The sequence below is a fragment of the Blautia sp. AM23-13AC genome, assembly GCF_003435675.1.
GTDB lineage: Bacteria > Bacillota > Clostridia > Lachnospirales > Lachnospiraceae > Fusicatenibacter > Fusicatenibacter saccharivorans.
The window spans coordinates 16410-29468 of record NZ_QTUL01000021.1; the positions used below are offsets into that span (position 1 = coordinate 16410).

At 41.3% G+C, this 13059-nt stretch carries 11 protein-coding genes; all 11 read right to left on the bottom strand.

From position 1 onward, the window contains the following. Entirely contained in the window at nucleotides 1-783 is a 783-nt protein-coding gene (locus DW642_RS15300) for an HNH endonuclease (protein WP_117510927.1), read from the bottom strand. A gap of 485 nt (nucleotides 784-1268) precedes the next feature. Next, nucleotides 1269-1391, bottom strand: a complete 123-nt coding sequence (locus tag DW642_RS16705; protein WP_199596446.1) for a hypothetical protein — start codon at nucleotides 1389-1391, stop codon at nucleotides 1269-1271. Nucleotides 1392-1472: 81 nt separating this feature from the next. Then, a complete protein-coding gene (locus DW642_RS15310; RefSeq protein WP_242991213.1) occupies nucleotides 1473-3071 on the bottom strand; it encodes a DNA cytosine methyltransferase in 1599 nt (532 codons plus the stop codon). A 24-nt stretch (nucleotides 3072-3095) separates the two neighbouring features. Continuing rightward, a complete protein-coding gene (locus DW642_RS15315; RefSeq protein ID WP_117510931.1) occupies nucleotides 3096-5177 on the bottom strand; it encodes an AIPR family protein in 2082 nt (693 codons plus the stop codon). Nucleotides 5178-5189: 12 nt separating this feature from the next. Beyond that, nucleotides 5190-6125, bottom strand: coding sequence for a PD-(D/E)XK motif protein (locus tag DW642_RS15320; protein ID WP_117510933.1), 936 nt, complete (start codon nucleotides 6123-6125; stop codon nucleotides 5190-5192). Then, a complete protein-coding gene (locus tag DW642_RS15325) occupies nucleotides 6125-8869 on the bottom strand; it encodes a Z1 domain-containing protein (protein WP_117510935.1) in 2745 nt (914 codons plus the stop codon). The genes DW642_RS15320 and DW642_RS15325 overlap by 1 nt, the downstream gene beginning before the upstream one ends. After that, nucleotides 8862-10328, bottom strand: coding sequence for an ATP-binding protein (locus DW642_RS15330; RefSeq protein WP_117510937.1), 1467 nt, complete (start codon nucleotides 10326-10328; stop codon nucleotides 8862-8864). Before DW642_RS15330 ends, DW642_RS15325 begins: the two co-directional genes overlap by 8 nt. Before the next feature lie 79 nt (nucleotides 10329-10407). Further along, the gene (locus tag DW642_RS15335; RefSeq protein ID WP_117510939.1) at nucleotides 10408-10680 is read right to left on the bottom strand and encodes a helix-turn-helix transcriptional regulator; all 273 of its coding nucleotides are present in this window, start codon (nucleotides 10678-10680) and stop codon (nucleotides 10408-10410) included. A 171-nt stretch (nucleotides 10681-10851) separates the two neighbouring features. After that, the gene (locus DW642_RS15340) at nucleotides 10852-11127 is read right to left on the bottom strand and encodes a hypothetical protein (protein WP_117510941.1); all 276 of its coding nucleotides are present in this window, start codon (nucleotides 11125-11127) and stop codon (nucleotides 10852-10854) included. Nucleotides 11128-12010: 883 nt separating this feature from the next. Beyond that, a complete protein-coding gene (locus tag DW642_RS15345) occupies nucleotides 12011-12310 on the bottom strand; it encodes a hypothetical protein (RefSeq protein ID WP_117510943.1) in 300 nt (99 codons plus the stop codon). Between the two features lie 351 nt (nucleotides 12311-12661). Then, the gene (locus tag DW642_RS16835; RefSeq protein ID WP_442857746.1) at nucleotides 12662-12751 is read right to left on the bottom strand and encodes an SHOCT domain-containing protein; all 90 of its coding nucleotides are present in this window, start codon (nucleotides 12749-12751) and stop codon (nucleotides 12662-12664) included. Nucleotides 12752-13059: the final 308 nt, after the last annotated feature.

Sequence of the window (13059 nt, forward strand, 5' to 3'; positions counted from 1 at the left end):
TTACCTCAAAAAGATCACGTCATTATGATATTCAATAAAATTCTTACCCGGTAGAAACTTATCTGGCAAATGTATTTGTTTTCCCTCATATCCATAAAACCATTCTCGTGTCATTTCGTCCATTTGGACATTCTTCATTTCTTTTGAAATCACCAGTTTTAAACCGCTATCTAATGTTATTAATCCTTTATCAAAAGCCTTATCATGCAAAGAATTTAAACACAAACCATTGCATGGATTAGTTCTCTCTGTTTTTTCATCACAAACGCTCCATGGCTTAATATGGCTTGCAATTAAAAGTTCTGATCTTCTCATTCCTGTTATGCAGCATCTATTTCCATAAGAATTTAAAACTGACATTCTGAAAAAATACTGTCCAACGCGAGTTCTCATTACTTTCTCTTTATATTCACCTGATGGAATATTATCAATGTCTCCCACATCAATTAATTCATTTATTTGTATATTTTGCATTTTAGCCTGAATCACCTGAGCCCGATATGAAAGTTCTGCCCAGTCATTACAAAATTCTGTAAATATCTCACCGTCTAATTTACTTCCATGTGCCATTGCAGTTACATTTCTTTTTTTCAGTTCCGGATCATAATGTGCTAAATTATGCATCTTCAATGCAACCGAACCAGGCGTTCTTCCAAGAAGCTCTGAAAGTTTCTTTATTTCTGGATTTGTCTGGCTAATTTTACTAAATGATGTTCGGCAATACAGCTCATACGCCAATATCGTTTCCTCACGACTCCATTTAACTCCATTTCTGCCTTCCATATTATTTCCCTCTATCTTAAAATATTCTATTCTCTTTATGTTTCTGTAAATTCTTTTGATATACCATATCACATTTTTATAATCACATATGTTCTTTTGGAGTAACCGCTAAATAATGATGTAGCCAGATATAAAATTATCCCTGATCCTTTGCGAGTTAGAGTGATTTTATATTCTTTTCAAAAAAGTTACCATCTAAACAGTTCGTAAGGGTTCAGACCCCAATGTGGTCTGATAGCTTCCATCGTTTTCAGAAAAGGGGGCATCTTTTAACAATAGCTGTGCTGTCAAGCATCCGACTTTCTACTGCTTCGTTTATAAGGTTCTACATAAATCTCTTTGTCATTTCAATAACGAGTATAACCTGAGACATCATGTTCACGGGGAGACGGATGTTTGCTTAGATAGTTGGTGTCTGCATCATTAGAGAGTAAAAGAAGGATCATTGTTTAACAGTTGAAGCAGGGTATATTCCGGATCTGCTGTCATAAAAGATAAGATTGAACTATGACCTTATGATACTTTGATAAGACAATATCTGGGCATTCGGGAAATTTGCGTACATTCTTTCTATATCGAAAGCCCTTAGAGAAAAAGTACTTACTCACTTTCTCCTCGGGCTTTGTGTTTTGCTTTGAGTGTGGAACATGGCGCTACCACACATTTTCTCAATGTGGTTATCCGCCATATTACGTATCTGAATTCGGAATGCTCTTCTTTAATTGGGCTGCAAGGTTTTTTGCAATGGCTTTTGCCATTATTGGAGGCACAGCGTTTCCAACCTGCTGGTACTGTTTATCCTTTGATCCACAGAATACAAAACTGTCTGGGAATGTCTGCAGCCTTGCTGCCTCACGCACACTAACGGCTCGATCCAGTGTTGGATGAACCCACATTGACTTGCGGACGTTCACAACGGTTCCACTTGGAGCATCATAATCCAGGCGCAGATAAATCGTGTTCTGCGTCCGAGAAATATCTGTGTATGTATTCGTTTTAAGTGAATCATCAAGTGCATGGAAATTCTGACCCTGTTTAAGTGCCTTAAATCGTTCCATGGCTGTATCTCTTGTATCTGTAATGATGTGATTCTTTAACACGCTTGTGTCTCTCAATGCTTTGCCGAGTTCACTGATTTCAGTGCATTCTCCAAGTGGTGTTCCAACATCATCAGATATATTTTTGACAGGCGCTACGTTCTCAAGATCAGCGATTGCATCGCGGACTGTGCGGTAGTTCTCTTCAGTAAAGCTTCCCTGCGGCAGTTTTATTGAATCGGATAAAGAGCGTTTTATTCCCATCACAACAAAACGCATACGTTTCTGTGGAGCACCGTAATTAGCGGCGCAAAGCACATCTGCAGTAATAGCGTAATCATTAGGTTTGGATCCCAGGATCGCTTTTAAGTAATCAAATACAGCAAATGACTTGATAATAGCTACCAGCCCAAACGCATTCTCAAATCGTTCCACAACAAGGTGATTGGAGTAAATCTCCGACGCTTTGCTGAGCATACGCTGAATCATAATTGCCGGCTCAATTGCTTCTTGAATGTCAGCAATGTCAAATACGCCACTATAATACTGTGCAACCGCATGAAAAGCTTCCCTTGCTTTTTCCGAAATGTAGTCAGTATTCTCATAAGAAGCATAGGCGGCTGCATATTTTAAAAGTTTTTTTCTATGCTTTTCCAAAGCAGCAATCATCTTCTTCGGATTTTTTGCTGCTTTGTATATTACGTTCAAAGCTGCATAATGCTCTTCCGGCCATATAAATTCTGCAATTCGCTCTATGCTACTTGCAATTTCCAGTGCTCCATCAAACATAAACTCCTGATCCAGGAGAGTCAGTTTGGTTTCTGTCATTGGAATATCATACTGTCCGATCAGCTGTGCATCCTTTTCATCAAGATAGAATCGATGGACATCTGACCGCAACATACTAACATTTTCCATGACAAAGGCTTTAGGCTGTAATTCAAGTATGGCTCGTATATACTGTTTTACGAGCATGTTATTCTGACTGATCGCATGGTTTTTCTGACGATTCGCATTTGAAAAACCTTGGCATGGAGGTCCTCCGATCACAACATCGATCGAACCATATTGTTTCTGAATCTCTTTATAATTTGCTGAACACACATCTCCGCGAACATCAACATTCGGATGATTGCGCCGATAGGTAGCCTGCATATTGGGATTATTTTCAAAGGCTACTTTTATTTCATATTTTTTTGTTTGTAAGAACCCAAGGCTCAAGCCGCCGGCACCAGCAAACAAATCAACCACTTTATACAATTTTCATTTCCTCGCTTACTGGTTAATATTGAATCCTTCTTCCACTGCCTTCGCCAAAAGAGCCAGCAGCCGCTTACTCTGATAAGTATTAGGTAGCTTCTCCGGTATTTTGCATGCGATAGCAAGAGCAGAAACATCTGTAGGAGTAACCAGGTGATTCATTACTGCAAACTCAGACAACCGTTTCCACTGATCCGCAGAGTATTTTACGACCTCAACCTGGGCGTTAATATCATTAACTACCTTCTGCTCTTTCTTAGCTGAACGCTGAGCGGCTTTTTCATCATCCGTTGTGATCAGACAGGATTCCAGGCTCACCGGAAGCGTAAGGGTTACCCCCTTTACACTATCCCAACATTCCTGGCGTTTACACCACTGCGTTACGTTAATGACCTTTCTATGCGGATCAGTAATCTTCAAGAATACTAACTCGGCCAATGCAAGAAGAGACTCCTCAACCTGCTCAGGCAGACCCTGTTTGTTCCACAAAATGATCAAATCCAGATCAGAACCCGGGAACTGCTGTTTTATCAGTCTGCGGAATTGAGCAATCGTATAATAAATTATATTTGCACGATAGCCTCCTTCATACCATGGCTGTTTCGGGATCTGTTTTTCAAGGTATTGGAACATCAGAATCAATGCAGCCGTTGACTGGAAGTAGCGCTCGTTAAACTGCGCATCATTAGCTGTCCACTGCTCATCAATATATTCCGCAAAAGACGAAAAGTTTGTCTGTGCACCCTTGCTGACGATGTGTGGAAAACCTCTCCAAGTGTTCTGTGCCTTGGCAAGATCGGTTTTCTTGATGACCTTATTCTTCGGATTCTGTAGTTCAAACTGTTTTTTCTTTGCAGGCGTAAGACGCATCTGTTCCTGGAGATATTGTCCTCTTGCACGTTCATAAAACCACTTTGTTTCATACTGTGCACCGTCCATAGCAGGAGCAAACATAAGCCTGGAAATCTGCTCCATGCGTCTATGGAATGGATGGGAAGCAAAGAAGTCTGCATCACTGACTTTGTTCTGGCTATTCGATGATCTCGAAATATTCCTAATCAATTCGTCGGATTCTTCCGGAGAGGACTCGTCAATTGCAGTGAGCTTCATCTGAACATAAATATCATCCAGATTTGCCTTATCCTTATATCTTGCATTAGAAATTGATGCCGTTGTTTGGCCGCCGTTTATGATCTGAAAATCGCGGGCAAACGTAATGAAATGTCCATGATCTGTGTTGGTAATTTCAACATCCATAGCAGTTGCAGAAATACCATTATTGAACGCAAAGAACATCTGCGGTGTATTCAAGATGGTTGCTCTGATCTTTTTATTGACTGCAACTTTAGTAGATAAGAAAGAGCGGACATTTCCTTCCAAAAGTTTGCTTCCATACCGATCATATATGTCTGCAAGAACCGAGCCTGGAATAACCCCCAGATAACTGCTGTATTGATCTGTTGCAGCAGAACTCGCTTCCAAACACGGTATACCCTCTCCGCAATACTGTCGGAAATCAATCTCAATAATCTGCCGCCCCTGCTCCGAACAGCAAACTCGAAACAGACGATCCACGTCCCATATCTGTCCTTCTACAGGAACATCATCGTAATCCTCAATATCAACTGCTTTGACATTTGAACTTAAATCAGCATCTGTAAAAATCAAGAATCGGTATTTGCGGATTTTCTTTGCATTTTGCTGCAGGAATTCAACGAGATCAGCACAGGGCGTGCTCATTTCGATTTCTTTATATAAATTTGTTTTTAATGCTGCCTCAAGAAATACTTTTAGCTGGCCAAAATCGTGCATAGCTACAGAGTTTGTCATACGCCGTTCCAGATCATTGCCGTCAAAGTTGGCAATGATCAGATTCATTGTATTGTCAAACTCATCATAAACATATCCATCGACACGGTATTTGCTACGGCCAGAACGTCCCGTATAAAACGACGGCGTAAAATCATACAAAACTTCAGAATCAATGAGATACTGAGACATATTGTCTACAAATGCCGCACAGGATCCTTCTCCAGTGACTGCTGCCGCAGTCTTTATGCTTTCCAAAAAATCTTTTTTAAATTCACTGGAATCCATTTGCGGTCCTCCTTATTTTTTCCAATCTTCCAAGCTCGGTAAACTCAACACATAGTTTAAATTGATAATTTCTGCCGGAAGGCTGTTCCGAACAAGACGCGGAAATGTTTCATCCACCGTATATCTTGCCTTTGACGAGAATACAAAAGTCTGTTGATCATATTCCGGCATGTCAATGTAACCAACGCTACCGAGTTTTAAAACAAAGATATCAGTTGCTTCAACGTTCACATTAAGCATCCCTATGATCTGATGAACCAGTTTGTGCAGTGTGAATGCTCCTGCCTGCGCCGGGGCGCATTTATCTACACGCATCACAACAAGTTCTCCTGACTGGGCACTATCCAGTTGTTCTGCGGAAGATATTGTAACTTTAGCAGACTCGGCACCTGTGGTCTTTATCTCATGCCAGCCATCTTCATAAACAAAATCCTGATCAGCACCTTCGGGGCCTACCCACCCAGCTAAAGCATCAGCTGCAGGCATTCCTCTCTCGATTCTGTCTTTCAAATAAAGCAGTTCTCCAATAAGCCCCTTTTGAGCCGCCACACCAAGAAGAGCACTATTTTTGTGTTGTAGCAACTTCAGCCATGCAGCATATCTCTTAAGAACGCATATCAGAGAACGAGCTCTGTCATTTTCTGTGCTTGAAAACCGAATCATATCTCCACACATTGTTACAAATACATCTTCCTGCTCTCGCGAAATAAGAGTGAAGGAGGTCGCATATCTGCCGTCTTTACGCGGCATACAGGAGGCTTGAATGCTCTTCGATGATTCAATCTTGCTTACAGGCTCATCGCTTACAATAACAATAGATTTTGCTTCCGGAGAAAAATAACCAACGTGCCATTCGAGCGGATGCTGAATTCCAAGTTCAAGAGAACCGCCCTGTTGATAACTGATATTACTCCATTTTTCTCTCAGTTCCTGCTCATAGTCGTTCATTATTCATCTTCCTCCTCATCAGGATCCATCCAATTGGACAGTTCAACAAGATTGACCATATAATTGGCTGTTTCAGTTCCGCCAGCTGTCTTCGGAAAACCGATGCCCAATGCAAACAGAAATGGAGGTATATCTTGATTTGACGATGCAGGATCCAGGTCTGTCTGAATAACATGCAACATCAAAATTGGATTTCTATCCTTTACAAGATATGCGCTATCAGGAACATTCTTCTTTCCAGTTTCATTCTTAAAGGCTGTTTTCGCCGATTCGATTTGATCAGATGTTAAACCAATTCGGGTACATCCGCCGGAACCAACTCTAACCTTGGTTCCGGAAATACTAATCATTTTAGAATCAGCTTTGATAGTTCGCTTTTCTGTATTTGCAATTGTGAGTGTTTCATCTCCGCATACAATACCGCCTGGATATGCGAATCCTTCGCCTGAATTCATCAGAACAACATCCCAGCCATTTGACCATTCATGTTTTTCGATATATTCAGACAAGGCTCTGCCGTTGAAACTCAAATGCCAAGGGTGTGTTTCAAATGAGAGCAGAAGCTGCGCAATTGACTCTGCAGAAACATGTTGCCAGAAATAGTGTCCTTTTGCACGTTCATCATCAGATGGTATACGCTCACCCTGCGAAGCAAGATTGGCAATAAAATCCTTAAATACTTTTTCATTTTCGGTTAAAATAGGCAGTGCCGCTTTCAGCCTTGGCGTTTCCAGCAGATGTCCAGATACCGTAATTGGGCATGTAATACTGGTAGCAGTTCTCATTTTATTGCGGGCAGTAACAATTAAAGATCCCGGGTCCTGTCTAACTTTCAACCCAAATTCTCTCGGCGTCTGATGGGCATTGCGCATTGCAATAATTTCATCTTTCAGCTCATTCGTCGCTCTTGTAATTTGACTGTACCAGTCAATGGCATCCTGAGACATCCATATTTTTACAAGATCAGCATAATTCGGTCTGTAGCCAAACCATCTGCCCATCTGAAGGAGAGTATCATACATCTGCGTATTCCTATAGAAGTAAGAAACACACAAACCTTCAAGTGTCAATCCTCTGGAAAGGCTGTTGCCGCCGACCGCAATAACACGCAGTCCATCATTTTTATGATTGAAATAATCCAGACTGCTGGCACCAGTTTTCATATTGACTGCACGAACATCAATAGGTGCAACAGCTCTGTAAAGATACGTGTGAAGAATCTCTTCCCAATCCACACCAGCTTCAATGCTCAGGGCATATTTTTCCCATACATTATGAAGAGCGCGAATATTCTCGATTTTTTCAGCCTTTGAAGGAGCAAGCTGAGAGTAATTGCGAAGGTCTGATTTTACCTGTTCCAACCATATCAGGAACAGATCAGCAATTTGGTTCTGAACGTTCGTAAAACGACTGATATGAACCATCATTGACCGATGCTCAGTTGTGTCGCCGCGCAGGTCACGAATCGCATTTACCAAAAGGAAATAGTTTGCCGTTTCTATAAGCTCGTCATTCAATCTACTGACCACAAGATCCTTCTTATGTTTAGGCGGGAATACGCTCTCTAAATCCAAGGTATCGATAGGCTGCAACATTCCAGAGAAATCTCCGCCATCACCAAATATTCGGTCGGCTCCAATGTAGTTTGTCGGTGCTGACAGAGCGTAGATAAAATCCGCAGGGAAAAGGTCATCATTTTTGCCCGGATCAATAAAGATGTTTGCAAAAGGTGTTGCCGTAATTCCAAGGTAAGTTGCCTTGCTGAACTTTCCAAGAAGTCTGCGGACACAGTCGTTAATAGCTGCTGGAGATGAATCAGGATCCTTGGTGTTTACAGATGCATTATCAGCCTCATCATCAATCAGCAGAAGTGGAAGTTCAATCTGACCCGCAGCATTAAGGGTATTATTGCTCTCCAGCCACTTGATGAGGTTATTAAGAATTCTCTTGTTCTTTTTAATTACCAGAACAACAGGACAATTAACGTTTTCAATTCCGAGATTATTGCTACGAAGTACAGCGCTGTCAAAATCTTTTGTGACCGAAGTAAAAGCAACAATCTTCTTATCATGACCATAACGTCCAACACCTACCGGGGTATTTTTGATTCCCTGTTCCGCCTTCGGATCCAGATAATACTCACTTTTTCGTCCAGTAAATTCGGCGTCCAGACGTTCCTGGGTTTGTTCACGCAGGTTTTCCTGCATACCAGCGAGGATAATGATGATTCTGTATCCTGTATCGGCTGCTTTGTTGCAGATTGCAGTGTAGTTTGCTGTCTTGCCGGACTGAACATCGCCGAGCACCAGGCCCTTGATAAGGAACTGCTTCTCACTTGGATCGCCGCAAAGATCCAGAATTTCATCTGAGACTTTGCCAAGATTTGCCGTAACACGCGGATTCCAATGTTTTACTTCTTCAAGATACTTTTTATAGCGATTCCAAAAGAAAAAGTCGAAATCGGCACGTTTAGCAGGAAGCCATGACTGATGTCCGTTATTGCGGTCATTGATATAAGTCCCTATATCCATCTGGATAACCAGTGTCTGCTTCAGACGTTTAAGAATCTCATCATATTCCTGATCATTTACCGGCATAATCGCTGTCGTGCTTACTCGTATTAAATCAGCTTTTTCCTTAAATTCTTCTTCAGTCGGTGGCACGTCTTTATAGACAGAATTAATATATGCTGAGATTGTATTCTCAAGCTGTTCAATACTCGGATTTGCATTCGTATTAGGCATTTTCTGAAGCCTCCTTCTTTAACTTGGCAATAGATTTTGGATATTGCGAAAAAGGCTCTATGCTCTCCATAGCTGACAAAAACGTCAGTTTTTCTGCCGAAGACATCCTATCAGTCAACATATTTTTCAACGCAACAATTATATCTTTCTCGCTTTGTTCTTGATCATTTGTCAATTGTTCATCATTATTCAAATCCACATAAAGCTGATTTAACGGGAGCCCCGTTTCAACCTGTTTCAGCAATGCACCAAGCATTGGCGCGATATCTGGATCCTGTTCCAGAATTTGCTTTACCATCGGGTGATCACGGTTTATTTCATAATAGAAACCTCCATGTGTATTTTTCATTCGGTTCCATACATGTATCGCCTTATCATCGATTTCCCTTTTGCCTCGGAAGGTCCAGGTACGCTTGCTACGTTCAGCAATCTTACCAATAATGATTTCCAGATTTTTACGAACCTCTGCTGGCGGGAGCGCTGACGATTTTTTGATGTCAAGAGTCCAGAAATCATCAAGCGTGTTCGGAATATCTACACGGATACGTGCAAGCTTAGACATATCTCCCTGACGCATCATCCGGAACCATGTTCCCCATACCAGCAATCGTTTATTACGGTAAACATAAAATCCCTGCTGTCTTCGCAGTCCTTCCTTTCCACCTAATGCTTTTATTTCAGCAGACGTCATTTTAGATATATGTGGAAGAATATAAGGCCGCACAATAATCTTCTGTCCATGCACAACAAGTGTTTCATCATCCATAGCCTGTACGCTTTTTGCTTCAAGAAACGGATCAGCCGCTGGTACTTTCTCTCCATTGATAGAAATTTTCATCTTTGTGATTCCTCTTTCTCCGCTTAAATAACGGTGAAAGACCAAAGAAAGATGTTCTCTGACACCATCTATTTTACGTCCCAAAGCCTGATCAAAATTGATTTCTCCCGCTTTTAACCTGTCAAGCTTTTGCCACACAACTAGTGTTCCAGATTCGTACGCTCTGAGCTCATTAATGTTGGGAATATTTTCAAATTCCTCAGCCTCAAGAACAATCAACGACCACGAACCGGTTTCCGTGACATGGTCAACGTCCCATTGCCGTCCTTCAATCCTGTCTCCTTGTTTTGTAACAACAGTAAGACATCTGCACTGTGAAAGGGAGGCTGTTTTTAATCCAAGGCCAAACCGTCCGAGATCCTTAGCATCTCTGGCATCTATGGGATTTTTGCTTCCATACTGCATTGCAGAATTCAGTTCTTCTGTCCCCATTCCATTACCATTATCAAGAATGGCTACATATGCGCCGTCTACGGGGAAAAAGAAGATGTCTACATTTTTTGCACCTGCAGCAATGCTGTTATCGATAATGTCGGCAACGGCCGCCTCGAGGGAGTAGCCAATCGCGCGTGTTGATTCTATCAGCGTCGGTGCATATGGTGGCAATTCTATTGTATGCATCTATAACTCCTCTCTGTTATATTGGTCTTCTAATACTTACAATTTTATTATACAAGTGATGGTGTCCCAAAAAACGGACTCATTTCTTTATAAAAGCATTTAATTCATCCGTATATATCCCCATTACATTTAAAAGTTTATCTGTATCTTCATTTTTAATAAAAATAAGCAGCAGAGAAAGGAACATATTCCATGACATGGTTCTCTTTTTGTTCTCTATTCCAGCTATAGTACTGCGGCTTACACCTATTTTTTCAGATAATTCTTCCTGAGAAATATCAAGCTTTTTCCTCAAGGTCGGAAGGTTTTCTGTCATATTCTTGATAAAAAGCTCTTTTTGATTGGCGTTCATTTCTATACCTCCGCTCTTATCCAAATTTCGAACAAAAGTAACGATAGTTTTATTGTATCACATGCTCGGTGCCATTTCAATGCAATTTGTTGCATAATGATACATTCTGTTTCATTTCATTAACAAAAGATCCGAGACATTAAAACCTTGCCCCATGCTGTTTATTAATTTTTACTCATCCCTGCCAGTAATGGTTACCTGCAAATTGCCTTTATTCACTCTGAAATATTGACTTAGGGAAGCAATTACATAGCATTCCCCACAATCCCGGCACATTTCTGTCTTTGTCCACGGGCCAGTAAAAATCACATATTCTGTGCTTGTTCCGCTGTCATCAGTAAAGCAGAGAACATCGCAGTTCTTGACTGTCCACCCCGGATTCAGTCTTTCAAAATGTTCTGCCTCAGTGTCCGATAAGTAGCCTTTGTAAATAATTGCTTTTGCCATCGCTGTAGCTCCTCGTATAATAAGTGTGTAGCCAGTAGAAATGATGGTTATGCACTTATTCTTTCTATAAAATTATAGATGATCTGAGACACCTAGGATATATCCTTTCCATCTCATCTACATTGGTTATTCTGTGGTATGATATCAGCAGAGTCTGATATCTAAAGGCACTGCTTAAGTTCCTAGTATTCTGTCTAATTCTAAGCCCGGTGAGGATTCTCAGCAATCATGTCTTTCATCATGCCGACCATGACACCCATTTCCTGCCCAAGTGATCACACTCGGCAATCAGCTCTGTGTTATCAGAAACTATTCGAATCAACATTTTGATATGCTCTTCCAGATTGTCCTTCGTATTCAGCAGTTCAGCGCCCGCACAAAGAACTGCTTCAACTCGTCCTCTATAAAAATGCGGTGTGGAGCATTTTTATACGTCAATGTACTCGTGGTTATAGCGATAAATAATCCTACGATACCGGTCATCGTTGTGCCCTATTTTCGAACCGTACCAACTGCTACACTGACCACACTTGATTTTGAAGAGAAAATATCCACGCCACTGTAGTGTTTCCCGGCTTTCGACCGGCGGGCAATCTCAATCTGAGTCAGTTTAAAGACTTTCGGATCGATAATCGCCTCGTGATCATTTTCAATGTAATACTGCTACATCTCACCATGATTCTTAAACGTCTTCTTACTAAGTAAATCGAAGATATAGATCCTCTGAATTGAGAAACAAAACATCACCTTTGTACTTTTTATTGACCAGAATGCCGCAGACGATGTTCCAGTACCATTTTTTCTCCGCCACGCCGCTTTAATGCCTTTTAGCTACAATTCCTTGTGCAATCTTGTAAGCAGGAACCTCTGCCAGAAATTTTTGTTAAAAGTATTTCACCACCTCTTCTTCCTCCTGATTTACCACCAATCTGTCTTCCGAATCTCGGTCGTAACCAAAGAACTGGCCGTAATTCAGATAGTAATTGTCATCAGCGAAGCGCTTTCTCTGCCCTCTCCAGATCGTATTTTTCGAAATATTTCGTGCTTCCTCCTGGGGCAGAGAGTTCATGATTATCAACAACTGTTCTCCTTTGACGTCAAATGTCCAGATGTTCTCTTTTTCAAAGTAGATCTCGGTACCACTCTCTTTGATTTGTCGAATGTTGGTAAAACTGTCGGTCATGTTTTTGCGAATCGCCGACCGACTTCAGGATAATCGAATCGTTCTTGCCGGTCAGTACGTCCTAATCATCTGCTCCAAGTTCTCTCGCTTCCGAGTGCTGTAATAGCTAACCTGGTCGGAGAAGGAATGCAACAGGTGCCCGTATCTCTTGAAACGCAAGAGTAAGCAGTGATTCTTTTCTTCGATTTTTTCTGAGCCACAGGCGGTTCGATTTTTCTTATTATGCCCATAATATCACTCCTCAGCATACACCACTCTGAAGTTCGCTTATATCAAGTGAGTTTCTGTCAATAAGCCGAATATCTATCTATATTTCTCGGTCATCTTTATATCAAATTGACAATACTCTCCCTAAGTGATGCAACCCTTTTTGAGAAGTGATTTCGCCACCCACATAACACTCTGGCAGAGAGTCTCGTTCTTCATTTCTTTCTCGCTCATACTGTCACACCTCCGAACCTCGCGCTAATATAGCGGGCATGGCTATACAGTATTTCCTCTGGTGCTTACTTTAAACAGAGAACTGCTTTCCGCAACCAGGACATGTAAACTCATACATTGCCTTGCGTTTTACTTGATCAAGATGGCTGTTTCGTCATTTCATACATTAAACATCTGAATGAAAAGTCTAATCCCCCAGCTATGCTGGGGAGAATAGAGTAGTCGGAAGTGGTGAGGATAACAAAATAAAGCCTCCTGTGATAGAATGAGAATGGTGTCGCAAGCCAAACTCAAAATCAAAGGAGGCG